Genomic DNA, 17,693 nt, shown 5'->3' on the forward strand with positions numbered 1-17,693 from the left:
AAGCTGGAACGAGGGGCGCGTCGGCAACGGCGCGCCCTTTTTCATGCCCGGCCTGCGCTGTCCCGCAGGAGCGCTCCGAGTGCGACCGGGAAGCACGGAGGAACCCGCCATGCCCGTCACCGAAGTCCGCCACCCGCTGATCCGCCACAAGCTCGGGCTGATGCGCCGTGCCGGCATCAGCACCAAGGAATTCCGCGAGCTCGCCTCCGAAGTGGCCGCGCTGCTCACCTACGAGGCCACCAAGGACCTGGAAACGCTCGATGAGACGATCGAGGGCTGGGCCGGTCCGGTGACGGTCGAGCGCATCAAGGGCAAGAAGATCACCATCGTGCCGATCCTGCGCGCCGGATTGGGCATGCTGCCGGGCGTGCTGGACCTGATCCCCTCGGCCAAGGTGAGCGTGGTCGGCGTGCAGCGGGATGAAGTCACGCTGGCGCCGGTCGCCTACTACGAAAAGCTGAGCGGCAGCATGCAGGCGCGCAGCGCCTTGATCGTCGATCCCATGCTGGCCACCGCCGGCACCCTGGTGGCGACGGTGGACATGCTCAAGGCGGCCGGCTGCCGGCGCATCAAGGGGCTGTTCCTGGTTGCCGCGCCCGAGGGCCTGGAGCGCATCGCGGCGGCGCACCCGGACGTGGAGATCTATACCGCTTCGATCGACCAGCGGCTCAACGAGAAGGGCTACATCCTTCCCGGCCTGGGCGATGCCGGGGACAAGATCTTCGGGACCAAGCAGTTGCCCGGCTGACCTCCCTGCCCGCTTTTAGTAGGAGCCCACTTGTGGTCGATGCTTTTTGTGGGATAGGCAGAGCATCGCCCACAAGTGGGCTCCTACGATGCAAGCGCAAGTCTGGCGGCGCTAGCCTTTGAAGGCGATGCTTCTTGCGGGGTAGGCAGGAGAGCATCGCCCACAAGTGGGCTCCTATGATGCAAGCGCAAGTCTGGCGGCGCTAGCCTTTGAAGGCGATGCTTGCGGGGTAGGCAGGAGAGCATCGCCCACAAGTGGGCTCCTATGATGCAAGCGCAAGTCTGGCGGCGCTAGCCTTTGAAGGCGATGCTTGCGGGGGTAGACAGGAGAGCTTCGCCCACAAGTGGGCTCCTACGGTGCGGGCGCAAGTCCGGCGGCGCTAGACCTTGAAGCGGTCGGTCGCCTCGACGAGCTCGTGCGTGATGCCCGGCTCGAACGCCGAATGCCCCGCGTCCTGCACGATACGCAGGTCAGCCTCCGGCCAGGCGCGATGCAGGTCCCATGCGCTGCGGAGCGGGCACACCACGTCGTAGCGCCCCTGCACGATCACCGTCGGGATGCGGCGGATGCGATCGACATTGCGCAGCAGCTGGTCGTCGTGCTCGAAGAATCCGCCGTGCACGAAGTAGTGACACTCGATCCGCGCGAACGCCAGCGCGAACTCGTCCTCGCCGCTGCTGGCGATGTAGGAGGGGTCCTGCAACAGGAAGCTGGTACCCGCTTCCCAGGTCGACCACGCGCGCGCGGCCTGCAGTCGGGTGGCCGCGTCCGGACTGGTGAGGCGGCGGTGATAGGCGCTCATCAGGTCGCCACGCTCGGCTTCCGGAATCGCGGCCAGGTACGGCTCCCAGGCATCCGGATAGAGTGCGTCGCAGCCCTTCTGGTAGAACCACTCCAGCTCCCAGCGGCGCAGCATGAAGATGCCGCGCAACACCAGTTCGGCCACCTTGTCGGGGTGGGTCTGCGCATAGGCCAGCGCCAGCGTGGAGCCCCAGGACCCGCCGAACACCTGCCAGCGCGCGATGCCCAGGTGCCCGCGCACGCGCTCGATGTCGGCGACCAGGTCCCAGGTCGTGTTGTCGGTGAGCTCGGCGTGCGGGGTCGAGCGCCCGCAGCCACGCTGGTCGAACAGGATGATGCGGTAGGCCGCCGGATCGAAGAAGCGGCGGCATCGCGGGCTGGCGCCCGCCCCCGGTCCGCCATGCAGGAACACCACCGGCTTGCCGTTCGGATTGCCGCTCTGTTCGTAGTAGATCGTGTGCAGGCCGGACACCGGCAGCATGCCGCTGTCGTAGGGCTCGATCTCCGGATACAGCGTGCGGCGTTCCCGGGTCATGCCTGGTTCTCCATGGGGATGGGAAGCGACCAAGGCTAGCACCCGCGCCTCCGTTGTAGGAGCCCGCTTGCGGGCGATGCTCTTTCTGGAGGGTTACCAAGGCATCGCCCGCAAGCGGGCTCCTACAAAGGCGCGGGGCGGCTATTCGAACAACTTGCCCGGGTTGAGGATGCCGCTGGGGTCGAATACCGCGCGGATCCCCCGCATCAGGGCGATTTCCGCCGCACTGCGCGTACTTCCAAGGTAGGCCCGCTTGACCAGTCCGATGCCGTGCTCGGCGGAAATGCTGCCGCCGAAACGCTGCAGGGTATCGGCGAGCAGGCGGGTCACCCGCTCGCAATGGGCAATGAACTCCGCCTGCTGCATGTCCTCGGGGGGCAGCACGTTGATGTGCAGGTTGCCGTCCCCGATGTGGCCGAACCAGACCACCTCCATTTGCGGGTACTCGCGCGCCAGCAGCGCATGCATCTCGTGCAGGAACGCGGGCATCGCGCCGATGCGCAGCGCGATGTCGTTCTTGTACGGCTTGCGCGGTGCCAGGCTCTCGGTGATCCCCTCGCGCAGCCGCCACAGTGCGGCCGCCTGCGATTCGCTCTGGGCGATCACGCCGTCGCTGATCCAGCCCTCGCGCACGCCGTCCTCGAAGGCCAGCAGCGCGGCCTGCTCGTCCCGGTCGTCCAGCGCGTCGTATTCGGTCACCACGTAGTACGGCAGGTCCGTGTCGATCGGGCGCTGGGCGCCATGCGCCAGCACGTGCTTCATGGCGACGTCGGTGAAGAACTCGAACGCCTGCAGCTTCAGCTGCGATCGGAACAGCCCGAACACCCGCATCAGCGCATCCATGTGCGGCAGCGCCAGCAGCATGGTCTGTGCCGGCGCCGGCGCATCGGTGAGCTTGAGCTGCGCACCGACCACCACGCCCAGCGTGCCTTCCGAACCGACCATCAGCTGGCGCAGGTCGTAACCGCTGGAGTTCTTGACCAGGCCACGGTTGAGCTCCAGCAGCTCGCCGTTGCCGGCGACCACGGTCAGCCCGCCGATCCACTCGCGCGTGGTTCCGTGGCGGATCACGCGGATGCCGCCGGCGTTGGTGGCGACGTTGCCGCCGATGGTGCAGGAGCCACGCGAGGCAAAATCCACGGGATAAAACAGGCCGTGCGACCGCGCCGCCTCCTGCACCGCCTGCAGGGTGATGCCGGCCTCGACCTCGAGCAGGCGGTCGGTCGCATCGAAGCCGAGCACGCGGTTCATCCGCTCCAGGCTCAGCACCAGTTCGCCTCGCGCCGCGACGGCGCCACCGGACAAGCCCGTGCGTCCACCCGAGGGCACCAGCGCAACCTGCTGCTCGTGGGCCCAGAGCACGATCGCCCGGACCTCGTCGATGGACTGCGGCAGCGCCACGGCCAGCGGCGAGGGTCCCCAGCGGCGGGTCCAGTCGCGTCCGTAGTGGATCAGGTCGGCCAGCTCGGTCAGCAGCCGTAGCGAAGGTACGCGCGCGATGAGTTCGGTGAGGCGGGGATCGGTCATGGCAACTCCGGGGGAGTTGCCAGCCTGCCAGAGCGGGGCCGGCGCGGTCCAGTGCTGCAGTGCCGCAAACTGCCGGGGCTCTGGCATAGTAGGCCCTCGTCCCGGCATGGACTGTGTACCGATGAAGACCTCGTTTCCCAGGCAGGACATCCACGTACTCCTGCTCGAAGGCGTCAGCCGCAGCGCGGAGGAAACCTTCCGCCACGCCGGCTACACGCAGGTCGAGGTGCATCCCGCGGCGCTGCCGGAGGCCGAGCTCAAGGCCCGCCTGGCCGAGGCGCACATCGTGGGCATCCGCTCGCGCACCCAGCTCACGCCCGAACTGCTGGAACATGCCCGGCGCCTGATCGCGGTGGGCTGCTTCTGCATCGGCACCAACCAGGTGGACCTGGGCGCCGCGCGACGCCTGGGAGTGCCGGTGTTCAACGCGCCCTATTCCAATACCCGCAGCGTGGCCGAACTGGTGGTGGCCGAGGCGATCATGCTGCTGCGCGGCATCCCGCAGAAGAACATGCAATGCCATCGCGGCGGCTGGTCGAAGTCCGCCACCGGCAGCTACGAGGCCCGCGGCAAGGTGCTCGGCATCGTGGGCTACGGCCACATCGGCACGCAGGTGGGCGTGCTGGCCGAGAGCCTGGGCATGCGGGTGCTGTTCCACGACATCGAGGCCAAGCTCGCCCTGGGCAATGCGCGCGCCGCGGCGAGCCTGGACGAGCTGCTGGAAGCGGCCGACGTGGTCACGTTGCACGTGCCCGACACGCCGGCGACGCGGATGATGATCGGCGCCGGGCAGCTCGCGCGGATGCGTCGGGGAGCCCTGCTGGTCAACGCCTCGCGCGGCAGCGTGGTGGACATCGAAGCGCTGGCCGCGGCGCTGTTCAAGGGGCACCTTGCCGGTGCCGCGGTGGACGTGTTTCCGTCCGAACCGAAGGGCAACGACGACGCCTTCGTATCGCCGCTGGTGGGCATGGACAACGTGATCCTCACCCCGCACATCGGCGGCAGCACGCTGGAGGCGCAGGACAACATAGGCATCGAGGTGGCGAGCAAGCTGGTGCGCTACAGCGACAACGGCTCGACGCTTTCGGCGGTGAACTTCCCGGAGGTCTCGCTGCCGGAGCATCCGCACAGTCGCCGCCTGTTGCACATCCATCGCAACGTGCCGGGCACGCTGTCGCGCATCAACGAGTTGTTCTCGGCCGGCAACATCAACATCAACGCGCAGTTCCTGCAGACCGACGCCGAGGTCGGCTACGTGGTGATCGACGTGGCGGCCGACGTCGCGCAGACACAGGAGCTGAGGGAGCGGATGGCGGCGATTCCGGGGACGTTGAAGACGCGCGTGCTGTATTGAGGCACCATGCCTCGCCTTCGTTGCTGCTGGAAGCGGTGGCCGGATCCGCATCCTGCCGGTCCCTCACCCGCCTGTCGGCACCCTCACCCGGAGGGCGAGGATTCGGGTGTGGAGTCCGGGGTTGGCACTTCGACGCCGGCCGGCGCCCAGGCGCGAGCGATGTCCCGCGGAGTGGAAACGAAAAACGGCGCCGACGGCGCCGCTTTCTTTCGACTGGCGAATTGGTCGGGGCGGCCGGATTCGAACCGACGACCCTCTGCCCCCCAGGCAGATGCGCTACCAGGCTGCGCTACGCCCCGACGTGACTCGTGTGTTCGCCGCGTTCGCAGTGAACAGACGGCGAACTATAGCAGATGCCCGGGTGTTCAGCGACGCAGCAGGGTCAGGATTTCTTCCAGTTCCATGCGCACCTGGCGCACGATCTGGTGGGAAATGCTCGACTCCATGCGCGCCTGCGGGCCTTCCAGCCGCGCGCGGGCGCCGGTGATGGTGAAGCCCTCGTCGTACAGCAGGCCACGGATCTGACGGATCATCAGCACGTCGTGACGCTGGTAGTAGCGACGGTTGCCGCGGCGCTTGACCGGGTTGAGCGCGGGAAATTCCTGCTCCCAGTAGCGCAGCACGTGCGGCTTGACCCCGCACAGCTCGCTGACCTCACCGATGGTGAAGTAGCGCTTGGCCGGGATGGCGGGCAGTTCGGTGTTATTCCCTTGGTCCAGCATAGCTCTCGACTCGCACCTTGAGTTTCTGCCCCGGACGGAACGTCACCACGCGGCGGGCGGAGATCGGAATCTCTTCGCCCGTCTTGGGGTTGCGACCCGGTCGCTGGTTCTTCTGACGCAGGTCGAAGTTGCCGAAACCGGACAGCTTCACCTGCTCGCCCCTTTCCAACGCTTCGCGGACGACCTCGAAGTAGGCGTCCACGAATTCCTTCGCCTCACGCTTGTTGAGGCCCACCTCGAGGAACAGGCGCTCGGCCATCTCTGCCTTGGTCAGCGCCATCTCAACCTCGCAACTTTGCCTTGCATGTCGACTCCAACGCAGCTACCGCTTCGCGTACGCAGCGGTCCGCGTCGTCGTCGGTAAGCGTGCGTGAAGCGTCCTGCAAAATCAAGCCCATAGCGAGACTCTTTCGGCCTATATCGACGCCCTTGCCGCTGTAGCGGTCGAACAGCCTGAGCTCCTTGAGCACGCTGCCCAGCTTGCCGCGCACCGCCTGGTCGATCTGTGACCAGCGCACCTCCTCGGGCACCTCGACCGCGATGTCCCGGCGTACCGAGGGGAAACGCGGCACGGGCTGCGCCCGCGGCAGCCGACGGTCCAGCAATGCCGCCAGGGCCACTTCCAGGACGTACACGTCCGGCCCCAGGTCCAGCGCCCTGGCCAGTTGCGGATGCAGCGCGCCGAGGTAGCCCACCGTCTCACCATCGCGCGCGACGCGGGCGCCGCGACCGGGGTGGAGCCAGGACGGCAGGCCGTCGGCGTGCAGCGACCAGCGCTCGTGTTCGCCGCCCCAGGCCAGCAGCGCGTCCAGCTCGCCCTTGAGGTCGAAGAAGTCGTACGGGCGGGCTGCCTCGGCCCACTGCTCGGCATGCGCGCTACCACAGGCGGCGACCGCCAGGGTCGCCGTTTCCACCGGGGGATCGCCGGCGGCGAAGACGCGGGCAACCTCGAACAGCCGCACCCGCTCCTGCTGGCGCGCACGGTTGTGGCGCAGCGCCTCGACCAGGCCGGGCAGCAGCGAGGGCCGCATGACGGCCAGGTCCGCCGACAGCGGGTTGGCCAGCGGCACCAGATTGTCCGTGTAACCCCAACGGCCGAGCAGTTCGGCGCTCATGAAGGACAGGTTGACCGCCTCGTAGTACTCGCGCGCGGCCAACTGCTCGCGCAGCGGGAGTTCGCCGATGCGCGCCTCGGGCTCGGGCACGAGCGACAGTGCGCCGGAGGGGGTGTGGGTGGGAATGCGGTCGTAGCCGTGCACGCGGGCGACCTCCTCGATCAGGTCCTCCTCGCGCTCGATGTCGAAGCGGCTGGTCGGCGCCGTCACCTGCCAGCCCTCGGCCGTGGGATGCACCGTCATGCCGAGCGCGATGAAGATTCGCGTGACTTCCTCGTCCGGCACGGCGAGGCCCAGCACGCGCGCCAGGCGGGCGCGGCGCAGGACGACCGTCGCGGGCCGCGGCAGATCGGCGGGGTTCTCGGCAATCAGCACGGGACCGGCCTTGCCGCCGGCGATGGAAAGCAGCAGCTCGGTCGCCCGCTCCAGCGCACGGCGCGGCAGCTCCGGATCGACGCCGCGCTCGAATCGGTGCGAGGCGTCGGTGTGCAGGCCGAGCCTGCGTGCGCGGCCCATGATCGCCGCCGGGGCGAAATGCGCCGATTCCAGGAAGATGCGGGTGGTGGTATCGGTCACGCGCGAGGCATGTCCGCCCATGACGCCGGCGACCGCGAGCCCTCGCCGCTCGTCGGCGACCAGCAGGAAGCCCTCGTCGAGTCGGGCTTCGCTGCCGTCGAGCAGCTTCAGCGTTTCGCCCGCGCGCGCGTGGCGAACCACGATGTCGCCTTGCAGCGCATCGTTGTCGAAGGCGTGCAGCGGTTGGCCCAGCTCCAGCATCACGTAGTTGGTGACGTCGACCACCGCACTGATCGGCCGCAGTCCGGCTCGGCGCAGGCGCTCGGCCAGCCACAGCGGCGAGCGCGCGGTGGCATCGATACCCTCGATGACGCGGCCCAGGTACCGTGGCGCGTCCTTGCCGGCCTCCAGGCGGATGCCCCGGCGCGCATCGGAGGTGACCGGCGCGGGATCCTGCACCGGCACCAGCACCCGGCTGCCGAACAGCGCGGCCACGTCGTGGGCCAGGCCGACGAGTCCCAGGCAGTCGGGGCGGTTGGGGGTGAGCTTGAGCTCGATGCTGGCGTCCGGCAGGCCCAGGAACTGCGCCAGCGGCTGGCCGACCGGTGCATCGGCGGACAGTTCCAGCAGGCCGGACGCGTCGGCATCGATGCCCAGTTCCTTCGCCGAGCACAGCATGCCAGCCGACTCCACCCCGCGCAGCCGGGCGGCCTTGATCGTGATGCCGCCCGGCAGCACGGCGCCGATGGTCGCCAGCGGCGCCTTCAGGCCCACGCGCGCATTGGGTGCGCCGCAGACGATCTGCAGCGGCTCGCCATGGCCGGCGGACACCTTGCAGACCTGCAGGCGGTCGGCTTCCGGGTGCTTCTCGGCGGCGACGATCTCGCCCACCACGACGCCGGCCAGGCCCTCGCCCAGCACGGTCAGCTCTTCCACTTCCAGCCCGGCCATGGTCAGCGCATGGGCCAGCTCGGCGCGGTCGGCCTGGATTTCGACCAGCTCGCGCAGCCAGTTCTCGGAGAATTTCATCGGTACGTTTTCCCTTACGCGAACTGCTTGAGGAAGCGCAGGTCGTTCTCGAAGAACGCGCGCAGGTCCGACACGCCGTAGCGCAGCATGGCGAAGCGCTCGACGCCCAGGCCAAAGGCGAAGCCGGTATAGCGTTCCGGATCGATGCCGCAGTTGGCCAGCACATTCGGATGGACCATGCCGCAGCCGAGCACCTCCAGCCAGCGGCTCTGGCCATCGCCCGTCTCCCAGCGGATGTCCACCTCCGCCGAGGGCTCGGTGAACGGAAAATAGCTCGGACGGAAGCGCATCTCGAAATCACGCTCGAAGAAGGCGCGCACGAACTCGGCCAGCGTTCCCTTCAAGTCCGCGAAGCTGGAGGTCTCGTCGACCAGCAGACCCTCGATCTGGTGGAACATCGGCGAGTGGGTCTGGTCCGAGTCGCTGCGGTAGACCTTGCCCGGGGCGATGATCCGGATCGGCGGCTGGCGCCCGGCCATCGCGCGGATCTGCACCGGCGAGGTGTGCGTGCGCAAGAGGCGCCCATCGCCGAAGTAGAAGGTGTCGTGCATGGCGCGCGCCGGATGGTGGGGCGGGAAATTCAGCGCCTCGAAGTTGTGCCAGTCGTCCTCGATCTCGGGGCCTTCGGCACGCTGGTAGCCCAGCCGGGCAAAGATGCCTGCGATGCGCTCGAGCGCGTGGGTGATCGGGTGGATGCCGCCGCGCACGCCGTCGCGACCCGGCAGGGTAATGTCGAGCTTCTCCGACGTCAGGCGGCGATCGAGTTCGGCCTGTTCCAGCGCCTGCTTGCGGGCGGCGAGCGCGTCGGCCAGACGATCCTTGACGCGGTTGACCTCCGCGCCGCGGGCCTTGCGATCGTCCGGGGCGAGTGCACCCAGCGATTTCAGGGCGGCGGTGACGATGCCGCTCTTGCCGAGCAGGCCCACGCGCAGGGTTTCGAGCGCTTCGAGCGAAGAGGCGGCTTCGATATCGGCCAGGGCCTGGTTCGCGCGACTATCCAGATCGTCCATCGGTGCGGTTTCCGCTTGGTTTCCAGCTCCCTCTCCCCTCCGGGGAGAGGGTTGGGGTGAGGGGTCGCTCTTGCGTTGTTGCCTGTTCGAAGCAAGCTTCGATTGAAGTCCAAGGCAAGCCTTGGCCGCTCACCTCAATCCTCTCCCGGAGGGCAAAGGAAGCCAAAGAGGCATGCTTCGATTGAAGTCCAAGGCAAGCCTTGGCCCCTCACCTCAATCCTCTCCCCGGAGGGGAGAGGAGGCAAACGCAAAAGAGCGCGTTATTGAATAAAGACGGCACGTTATTAAATAAAAACGGGGAGAAGGCGTTGGCCTTCTCCCCGCTTGATTTACAGCATACCGTCGGTGACGACGATCAAGCGGCCAGGCTGGCCTTCGCCTTTTCCGCGATGGCGCCAAACGCCTTGATGTCGTGCACGGCGATGTCCGCCAGCACCTTGCGGTCGATCGTGATGCCGGCCTTGGACAGGCCATTGATCAGGCGGCTGTAGGACAGGCCGAACTGACGCGCCGCGGCGTTGATGCGCACGATCCACAGCGCGCGGAACTGGCGCTTGCGCTGCTTGCGACCGATGTAGGCGTACTGGCCGGCCTTGATGACGGCCTGGTTGGCGACGCGGAAGACCTTGCGACGGGCGTTGTAGTACCCCTTCGCGCGGCCGATGATCTTCTTGTGACGACGACGGGCGGTAACGCCACGCTTTACACGAGCCATGGTGTTCTCCTTCCCTTAGACGTACGGCAACATGCGAGCCACACCCTTGGTGTCGCACGCCTTGACGTGGTTGGTGGCGCGCAGGTTGCGCTTACGCTTGGTCGACTTCTTGGTCAGGATGTGCGACTTGAAGGCGTGACCGGCCTTGAACTTGCCCGAGGCGGTCTTGCGAAAACGCTTCGCGGCCGCCCGGTTGGTCTTGATCTTGGGCATGGGAATGCTCCTGGGTGGGCTTGGGTGCCCGGTTTCTGACTGATTCGGCGGTGACCCGCGGGCCACGCTTTCCGTCCTGCCGACATCGGTTCACGACCCGTCCATGTGGGTCGAACCGGCGATTATACGGAGGAGTCCGGGGCAAAGCCAGCCTGCCGGGTAATCCGTCCTCACCGGTCGGCCGACCGGCTAAAGTGGGCGCTTGCCCGCCCCCGGAGCCGCCATGAACACGCCAGAGGACACCGTCCGCATCGTCGAAGTGGGGGCTCGCGACGGCCTGCAGAACGAAAAGACGCTCCTGCCGGCCGAGGTGAAGATCGCACTGATCGACCGGCTCTCATCCACCGGCCTGACCACCATCGAGGCGACCAGCTTCGTCAGCCCCAGGTGGGTGCCGCAGCTGGCCGACGCGGCGGAAGTGTTCGCAGGCATCCGCAAGGTGCCCGGCGTGCGCTATCCGGTGCTGGTGCCCAACCTGCAGGGCTACGAGCGGGCGCGAGCGGTGGGGGCGCAGGAGATCGCCGTATTCACCGCGGCCAGCGAGGCGTTCAACCGCAAGAACATCAACGCCTCGATCGACGAGTCGATCGAGCGGTTCATTCCGGTGATCGAGCGCGCCAGGGCCGATCGCGTGGCCGTGCGCGGCTACGTGTCCACCGTGCTCGGCTGCCCCTACCAGGGCGAGGTGCCGGTCGCCGACGTGGTACGGGTGGCCGAACGGCTGCATGCGCTGGGCTGCTACGAGGTTTCGCTGGGCGACACGATCGGCGTGGGCACGCCGTCCAGGGCACGCGCGATGCTGCGCGCGGTGGCGCAGGCCGTACCGATGCCGGCATTGGCCGTGCACTTCCACGACACCTACGGCCAGGCGCTGGCGAACATCCTGGCCTGCCTGGAGGAAGGCGTGCGCGTGGTCGACAGCGCGGTCTCGGGCACCGGCGGCTGTCCCTACGCCAAGGGCGCCACCGGCAATGTGGCGACCGAGGACGTGGCCTATATGCTCGAAGGCATGGGCCTGCACACCGGCGTCGACCTGGATCTGCTGATCGCCACCGGCGCCTGGCTCTCGGCGCAACTGCACAAGGAAACCGCCAGCCGCGTCACCCGCGCGCGCACGACCGCCTGAAACCCGACGTCCGCCAACCGCCAGACCCACGACCCATGACAGTCCCCTTCCTGATCCGTCCCATCGAACCGCGTGACGATGCCGCGGTCGCCTCGATCATCCGCACGGTGATGCCCGAGTTCGGCGCCGACGGTCCCGGCTTCGCCATCCACGACCCGGAAGTCGACCACATGGCCGAAGCCTATGCGCGACCCGGTTGCGCCTATTTCGTCGTCGAGCGCGACGGCATGGTCATCGGCGGGGCCGGCGTGGCACCGCTGGACGGCGGCGAGCCGGACGTGTGCGAACTGCGCAAGATGTACTTCCTGCCGCAGGCACGCGGCATCGGCGCCGGCACGGCGATGATGCAGCGCTGCCTGGACGCTGCGCGTGCACTGGGCTATCGCCGCTGCTACCTGGAAACCCTCACCGGGATGGATGCCGCCCAGGCGCTGTACCGGCGCAGCGGCTTTGCTCCGGTCTGCGCGGCGATGGGTGGCACCGGCCACCACGGCTGCGACCGCTACTACCTGCGCGAGCTCTGACGGCGCGACGGTCATGATCCGCATCGCCAGCCCCGACGACGCGGCACAGATCCATGCGATCTACGCCCCGTCGGTCACCCATGGCGCCGCCACTTTCGAAACCGCGCTGCCCGGGGTGCCGGCGATGCGCGAACGGATCGTCGCGCGCCTGGCGCAGTACCCCTGGCTGGTGTGGGGGGAAGGCGAGGTGCTGGCCTACGCTTACGCCAGCCGCTTCCGCGAGCGTGCCGCCTACGACTGGATCGCCGAGACCTCGATCTACGTCCGCGAGGATGCCCGGCGCAAAGGGGTCGCGCGGCGCCTGTACGGAGCGCTTCTGGAGGCCATGCGCCTGCAGGGCATCAACCAGGCTGTCGGCGTGATCACCTTGCCGGGCGGGCCCAGCGTGCGCCTGCACGAGGCGATGGGTTTCGCGCCTGCGGGCGAGTGGCGGCAGAGCGGCTACAAGCTCGGCCGCTGGTGGGACGTGGGCGTGTGGCAGAAGACCCTGCAGCCCCCGGCCGGGCGACCGTCGCCGGTGGTGCCGTTTGCGGAACTGCGCGACACCCCGGCGCTGCGGGCATTGCTGGCGCGCGAGACGTAAGGCGGGCCGGTGCAGCCCTATACCGCGACGGGCGCCCTGATGGCCGGGTGCGGGGCGTAGCCCTCCAGCGCAATGTCCTCGAAGCGGAAATCCTCGAGCACGCGCACGTCCGGATCGAGCACCACGCGCGGCAGCGGCCGGGGCTCGCGGCTGAGCTGCAGCCGTGCCTGTTCGAGGTGGTTGCTGTACAGGTGCGCATCGCCGAGCGTGTGCACGAAGTCGCCCACGCCCAGGCCGCACACGTGCGCGACCATGTGGGTCAGCAGCGCGTAGCTGGCGATGTTGAAGGGCACGCCCAGGAAGATGTCGCCCGAGCGCTGGTAGAGCTGGCAGGAGAGCTTGCCGTCGGCGACGTAGAACTGGAACAGCGTGTGGCAGGGCATCAACGCCATCTTCGGCAGCTCGCCCACGTTCCAGGCGCTTACGATCAGGCGGCGCGAGTCGGGGTTGCGGCGGATCTCGTCGACCACCCAGCGGATCTGGTCCACGGTGCCGCCGTCGGCGGTCGGCCAGGCCCGCCATTGCCGGCCGTAGACCGGACCGAGCTCGCCCTGCGCGTCGGCCCACTCGTCCCAGATGCTGACGCCGTGTTCCTTCAGGTAGGCGATGTTGGTGTCGCCGCGCAGGAACCAGATCAGCTCGTGCACCACCGATTTCCAGTGCACCTTCTTGGTGGTGACCAGCGGGAAGCCCTTGGCCAGGTCGAAGCGCATCTGCCAGCCGAACACACTCCTGGTGCCGGTGCCGGTGCGGTCGGTCTTTTCCGTGCCGTGGTGGAGCACGTGGTCGAGCAGGTCGAGGTAGGCGCGCATGGAACGATTCTAGCGGACCGTGGCGGCAAGGTTTGCCTGCGGGGGGCTCCGGCCGCGCCGGTGACATCCGTCACTCCCCCTGTCACCCCGTCCCAGCCTAGACTCGTCGCCATCCACCAAGGGACGCCAACATGACGCAGTGGTATTTCAGCTACGGCAACAACGAACGCATCGGTCCGCTGGACGACGAGGCTGCCCGCGCCCAGGCGCGCAGCCGTCCCGACGGCTACTGCTGGAAGGAAGGCTTCGGCGAGTGGCGGCCGATCCACAGCGTGTTCCAGCCCGCCACCGACATGGCAGTCGCCCCGCCGCCGGTGCCGGCCGGTCGCTACGGCGCTTCCGACGAGGTCGATTACCGCATCGTCGGCACCGACATGCAGTTTGTCGAGGTCGAGCTCGATCCGGGCGAGAGCGCCATCGCCGAGGCCGGCTCCCTGATGTACAAGGAATCGGCGGTGCAGATGGATACCGTCTTCGGCGACGGCTCCAGCGCCAACCAGGGCAGCGGCCTGATGGGCAAGCTGATGTCCGCCGGCAAGCGCGTGATCACCGGCGAAAGCCTGTTCACCACCGTGTTCACCCACACCGGCAGCGGCAAGGCCAGGGTCGCCTTCGCAGCACCCTACCCCGGGACGGTGATGGCGATGAAACTTTCCGAGCACGGCGGGCGGCTGATCTGCCAGAAGGATTCGTTCCTGGCCGGCGCGCGCGGCGTGCAGCTCGGGATCTACTTCCAGCGCAAGATCCTCACCGGCCTGTTCGGCGGCGAGGGCTTCATCATGCAGAAGCTCGAGGGCGACGGCTGGGTGTTCGTGCACGCCGGCGGCACCGTGGTCGAGCGCGACCTGAAACCCGGCGAGCGGCTGGACGTCGATACCGGCTGCGTGGTCGCCTTCCACGACACCGTGAGCATGGACGTCAGGCCGGTCGGCGGCATCAAGAGCATGCTGTTCGGTGGCGAGGGCGTGTTCCTGGCCACGCTGACCGGTCCGGGCAAGATCTGGCTGCAGTCGCTGCCGTTCTCGCGCATGGCCGGTCGCATGCTGGCGGCCGCGCCGCAGGGCGGCGGAACGCGCCGCGGCGAAGGTTCGATCCTCGGCGGGCTGGGTGACCTGATCGGCGGCGACAACAACTTCTGACCACGGGACTTTGTAGGAGCCCGCTTGCGGGCGATGCTTTTCTGGCAAGACTCAAGGCATCGCCCGCAAGCGGGCTCCCACGAATATCTCAACCGTGCGCCGCGGGCACCAGCGTGGGCGCCCTGCGCGACATCGCCACCAGCACCAGCCCTACCAGGATCAGCGGCAGCGACTGCACCTGCCCCATCGTGAGCCAGCCCCAGGCGAGGTAACCCAGCTGCGGGTCGGGCACGCGCACGAACTCGACGGCGAAGCGGAAGCAGCCGTACATCAGCGCGAACAGGCCGGACACCAGGTAACGCGGCCGCGGCTTCATCGAGACCAGCCACAGCACCGCAAACATCACGATGCCTTCCAGCGCCATCTCGTACAGCTGCGAAGGGTGCCGCGGGATGCCGCCGAACTGCGCCAGCTGCTGCGCCAGCGCCGGCTGCTCGTGCGCCAGTTGCACGTCCTCCGGCTTGGCATTCGGGAAGATCATCGCCCACGGCACGTCGCCGGGCTTGCCCCACAGTTCGCCGTTGATGAAGTTGCCCAGCCGCCCCAGGCCCAGCCCCAGCGGCACCAGCGGCGCGACGAAGTCCATGGTGTCGAAGAAGTGCAGCCGATGCCGCCGCGACCACCACCAGGCGGCCACCAGCACGCCGATGAGGCCGCCGTGGAAACTCATGCCGCCGTCCCACACCTTGAACAGCGCCAGTGGATCGGTCCAGATCCAGTGCAGGCCACCGGCGTAGTAGAACAGCATGTACCACACGCGCCCGCCCACGATGATGCCCAGCATGGCGTAGAACGCCAGGTCGCTCAGCGCATCACGGCTCACCGGCAGCCGCCCCTGCTGGCGCCGTCGCTCGCCGAGCAGGCCGGCGGCCAGGAAGCCGAGCAGGTACATCAGGCCATACCAGTGCACCTGCACGGGTCCGATGTGTAAGGCGACCGGGTCGAACTGGACGGTGAAGGGCTGGGCCATGGCTCGCGGAACGGATGGACGGAGAGCAAGTGTAGCCTCGCGCGGCGGCACGACGCAGGCCCTTGGTCCCGGCACTGCCAGCTGGCTAGAATCGATCCGCGGAGCCACGCACCTCACAGGGGGCGCAGGCGGCGGTACCGGACACCAACCGGTGGCGCATCCGGCCGGCCGATGCCGCTCCTCGCGGCCGGGCGTCACATGGAGCGTGCCCTTGGGGGGGAACATCATGACATACCGATTTGTGAGGGTGGCGCTTACCGCTGCCCTCATGCTGCCTGCCGCCGCCTGGTCGAGCGACTCCATTCCGGTCGAATATTTTGCGCGTCGCCCGGCGATCTCGAACCCGCAGTTGTCGCCCGACGGCAAGTTTCTCGCCGTGCGCATGGACGACAACGACAACAGCGGCCATGCGCTGGTCGTCTTCCGGGTCGAGGACATGCAGAAGCCGGTCAGCATGTTGCGCATGCCCAAGTACGAGATCCCGATGGGCATCACCTGGGTAAGTTCGACCCGGCTGGTGATCGCAAAGGGCCGGCAGCAAGGCTCTCTGGACAAGCCCGCCTTCTACGGCGAGTTGCTCGCCACCGACGTGGACGGCAAGCATCAGGACTACATCTACGGCTACGAGGGAACGCTGGGCCGCCGAGCCGGCTCGCGCGCGGTCGACCGTGGATGGGGCTTCGTGGTGGGGACGCCGGAGATCGCCAACGGGCACTTCTACATGGAGACGGAGACCTGGGACAACCAGGGCCATTACTCGCTCTACGACGTCGACGCGACCAAGAATGCAAGGCGCCTGATCGGCGACATCGATGTGGACGGGATGAGCTTCATGATCGGCGCCGACGGGCTGGCGCACTTTGCCTACGGCGACGGCAACGACTTCAATTATCGCGTCTACCACCGCGATCCATCCGGTTGGCGCCAGATGGACCAAGGCACCACTGGCCGGAGCTTCACGCCGCTCACCTACACACCTGGCGGCCAGGGCATCTACGCGTCGTACAGCGCCGACGGCGGGCCGGCTGCGCTGGTCGAGCAGGCCGAAGACGGCAGCAACCGGACCCTACTGGCCTCGGATGCGTTCGCCAGCATCGGCAACATTCTCTGGACAGCGGCACCTCGCCGACCGTTCGCGACGGCGCTTGCCAATGGCGTGCCGCGGGCCAGCTACCTCGACCCCAGCCTGCCTTCCGCCAAGCTGCACATGGCGCTGAGCAAGGCCTTCCCCGGAAGCTTCGTCGATTTCCTCAACTACAGCGACGATGGCAAGCAGTTGCTGTTCCTGGTCAGCAGCGATCGCGATCCGGGCAGTTACTACCTGATCGACACCACAAGCTTCAAGGTGCGCAAGCTGTTCGCCATCGAGCCCTGGATCGACCCGGCCAAGATGGCCGAGCGCCGTCCTCTGCGCTTCAAGGCCAGCGACGGCACGGAACTGGAGGCGATCCTCACGATCCCGCCGGGCCGGCCGGAGCGCAATCTCCCGATGGTCCTGCTTCCACACGGCGGCCCCTACTGGACCAGCGACGATTGGTACTACGACAACAATGCGCAATTTCTCGCCAGCCGTGGCTATCTGGTGCTCCAAGTCAACTATCGCGGTTCCTCCGGTCGCGGAAAGAATTTCTCCGAGTCCGGCTATCTCAAGTGGGGTACCCGCATCCAGCAGGACCTCATCGATGGCGTGAAATGGGCGATCGACCAGCACTACGCGGATGCCGGCCGCATCTGCGTGTTCGGCGCGAGCTTCGGCGGCTACTCCGCGATGATGGCGCCTATCCGCGCCCCCGGACTGTTCAAGTGCGCCGTGGGCTACGCGGGCGTGTACGACCTGAAGATGATGTACAACAAGGGCGATGTGCGCCGGCGCGAGTCCGGGCGCAGCTACCTCACCACCGTGATCGGCAAGGACGACGCCGCGCTGGACGCCAATTCGCCCGACAAGCTGGCGGATCGCATCGACGTGCCGGTACTGCTGATCCATGGCGAAGACGACGAGCGTGCTCCGTTCGCCCAGGCCAAGGCCATGCGCGCCGCACTGGAGGCGGCGCACAAGCCCTATGAGTGGATGAGCAAGCCCCACGAAGAGCACGGCTTCTTCAGCGAGAAGAACAACGTCGAGCTCTACAACACGCTTCAGGCCTTCCTGGAGAAGTACATCGGCAAGGGGGCCTAGGACCGTCGCGCAGGCACGCGCCTGCGTGTTCCGGGCCCTTCCCGCACTTGGCGGCAGTCTTGCCGCCAGTGCGGG

General features: G+C 67.7%; 17 protein-coding genes and 1 tRNA gene. 7 read left to right on the top strand and 11 right to left on the bottom strand.

Annotation, left to right across the window (positions count from 1 at the left end; translation table 11 throughout):
- The first annotated feature begins 109 nt into the window (after nucleotides 1-109).
- Entirely contained in the window at nucleotides 110-748 is a 639-nt protein-coding gene (gene upp, locus LQ771_RS10550) for a uracil phosphoribosyltransferase (protein ID WP_231349360.1), read from the top strand.
- 379 nt (nucleotides 749-1,127) lie between these two features.
- Here the strand turns inward: upp and pip are convergent, their stop codons facing one another.
- Nucleotides 1,128-2,084 (bottom strand): prolyl aminopeptidase, encoded by a 957-nt coding sequence (gene pip / locus LQ771_RS10555; protein ID WP_231349361.1) that lies wholly within the window; start codon nucleotides 2,082-2,084, stop codon nucleotides 1,128-1,130.
- Between the two features lie 141 nt (nucleotides 2,085-2,225).
- Nucleotides 2,226-3,611, bottom strand: a complete 1,386-nt coding sequence (locus LQ771_RS10560; protein WP_231349362.1) for an FAD-binding oxidoreductase — start codon at nucleotides 3,609-3,611, stop codon at nucleotides 2,226-2,228.
- Between the two features lie 121 nt (nucleotides 3,612-3,732).
- On the opposite strand from LQ771_RS10560, the gene serA reads away from it, so the two are divergent.
- A complete protein-coding gene (gene serA, locus LQ771_RS10565; RefSeq protein ID WP_231349363.1) occupies nucleotides 3,733-4,965 on the top strand; it encodes a phosphoglycerate dehydrogenase in 1,233 nt (410 codons plus the stop codon).
- Between the two features lie 222 nt (nucleotides 4,966-5,187).
- Here the strand turns inward: serA and LQ771_RS10570 are convergent.
- From LQ771_RS10570 to rpmI, 7 genes are all read right to left on the bottom strand, one after another.
- Nucleotides 5,188-5,264: transfer RNA gene (locus tag LQ771_RS10570), tRNA-Pro, on the bottom strand.
- A gap of 66 nt (nucleotides 5,265-5,330) precedes the next feature.
- Nucleotides 5,331-5,687, bottom strand: coding sequence for a MerR family transcriptional regulator (locus LQ771_RS10575; protein WP_231349364.1), 357 nt, complete (start codon nucleotides 5,685-5,687; stop codon nucleotides 5,331-5,333).
- On the bottom strand, nucleotides 5,668-5,967 hold the full coding sequence (gene ihfA, locus LQ771_RS10580) for an integration host factor subunit alpha (RefSeq protein WP_091333672.1): 300 nt from the start codon (nucleotides 5,965-5,967) through the stop codon (nucleotides 5,668-5,670). The genes LQ771_RS10575 and ihfA overlap by 20 nt, the downstream gene beginning before the upstream one ends.
- Nucleotide 5,968: 1 nt before the next feature.
- On the bottom strand, nucleotides 5,969-8,347 hold the full coding sequence (pheT, locus tag LQ771_RS10585; RefSeq protein ID WP_231349365.1) for a phenylalanine--tRNA ligase subunit beta: 2,379 nt from the start codon (nucleotides 8,345-8,347) through the stop codon (nucleotides 5,969-5,971).
- A 14-nt stretch (nucleotides 8,348-8,361) separates the two neighbouring features.
- Nucleotides 8,362-9,357: a phenylalanine--tRNA ligase subunit alpha gene (gene pheS / locus LQ771_RS10590; RefSeq protein ID WP_231349366.1), complete on the bottom strand. Its 996-nt coding sequence runs from the start codon at nucleotides 9,355-9,357 to the stop codon at nucleotides 8,362-8,364.
- A 355-nt stretch (nucleotides 9,358-9,712) separates the two neighbouring features.
- Nucleotides 9,713-10,072, bottom strand: a complete 360-nt coding sequence (gene rplT / locus LQ771_RS10595) for a 50S ribosomal protein L20 (protein ID WP_091333679.1) — start codon at nucleotides 10,070-10,072, stop codon at nucleotides 9,713-9,715.
- A 15-nt stretch (nucleotides 10,073-10,087) separates the two neighbouring features.
- Nucleotides 10,088-10,285 carry a 50S ribosomal protein L35 gene (gene rpmI, locus LQ771_RS10600; protein ID WP_026635107.1) on the bottom strand — a complete coding sequence of 66 codons (198 nt, stop codon included), beginning with the start codon at nucleotides 10,283-10,285 and terminating at the stop codon, nucleotides 10,088-10,090.
- A 223-nt stretch (nucleotides 10,286-10,508) separates the two neighbouring features.
- Between rpmI and LQ771_RS10605 the strand changes: the two genes are divergently transcribed.
- From LQ771_RS10605 to LQ771_RS10615, 3 genes are read left to right on the top strand one after another with little or no spacing between them, the layout of a single operon-like run.
- A complete protein-coding gene (locus LQ771_RS10605; protein ID WP_231349367.1) occupies nucleotides 10,509-11,411 on the top strand; it encodes a hydroxymethylglutaryl-CoA lyase in 903 nt (300 codons plus the stop codon).
- A 35-nt stretch (nucleotides 11,412-11,446) separates the two neighbouring features.
- Nucleotides 11,447-11,935, top strand: coding sequence for a GNAT family N-acetyltransferase (locus LQ771_RS10610; RefSeq protein WP_231349368.1), 489 nt, complete (start codon nucleotides 11,447-11,449; stop codon nucleotides 11,933-11,935).
- 13 nt (nucleotides 11,936-11,948) lie between these two features.
- Nucleotides 11,949-12,518: a GNAT family N-acetyltransferase gene (locus tag LQ771_RS10615; RefSeq protein ID WP_231349369.1), complete on the top strand. Its 570-nt coding sequence runs from the start codon at nucleotides 11,949-11,951 to the stop codon at nucleotides 12,516-12,518.
- Nucleotides 12,519-12,535: 17 nt separating this feature from the next.
- On the opposite strand, the gene LQ771_RS10620 is transcribed toward LQ771_RS10615, so the two are convergent.
- The gene (locus LQ771_RS10620; RefSeq protein ID WP_231349370.1) at nucleotides 12,536-13,330 is read right to left on the bottom strand and encodes a thymidylate synthase; all 795 of its coding nucleotides are present in this window, start codon (nucleotides 13,328-13,330) and stop codon (nucleotides 12,536-12,538) included.
- Between the two features lie 131 nt (nucleotides 13,331-13,461).
- Here LQ771_RS10620 and LQ771_RS10625 point away from each other — a divergent pair, with 131 nt between their 5' ends.
- Nucleotides 13,462-14,469 carry a TIGR00266 family protein gene (locus LQ771_RS10625; protein ID WP_231349371.1) on the top strand — a complete coding sequence of 336 codons (1,008 nt, stop codon included), beginning with the start codon at nucleotides 13,462-13,464 and terminating at the stop codon, nucleotides 14,467-14,469.
- A gap of 88 nt (nucleotides 14,470-14,557) precedes the next feature.
- Here LQ771_RS10625 and lgt read toward each other — a convergent pair whose 3' ends face one another.
- Entirely contained in the window at nucleotides 14,558-15,439 is an 882-nt protein-coding gene (lgt, locus tag LQ771_RS10630; protein WP_231349372.1) for a prolipoprotein diacylglyceryl transferase, read from the bottom strand.
- Nucleotides 15,440-15,665: 226 nt separating this feature from the next.
- Between lgt and LQ771_RS10635 the strand changes: the two genes are divergently transcribed.
- Entirely contained in the window at nucleotides 15,666-17,618 is a 1,953-nt protein-coding gene (locus LQ771_RS10635; protein WP_231349373.1) for an alpha/beta hydrolase family protein, read from the top strand.
- The last annotated feature ends 75 nt before the right edge of the window (nucleotides 17,619-17,693 follow it).

This window comes from Frateuria soli (assembly GCF_021117385.1).
In the GTDB taxonomy this organism is placed as follows: Bacteria; Pseudomonadota; Gammaproteobacteria; order Xanthomonadales; family Rhodanobacteraceae; genus Frateuria_A; species Frateuria_A soli.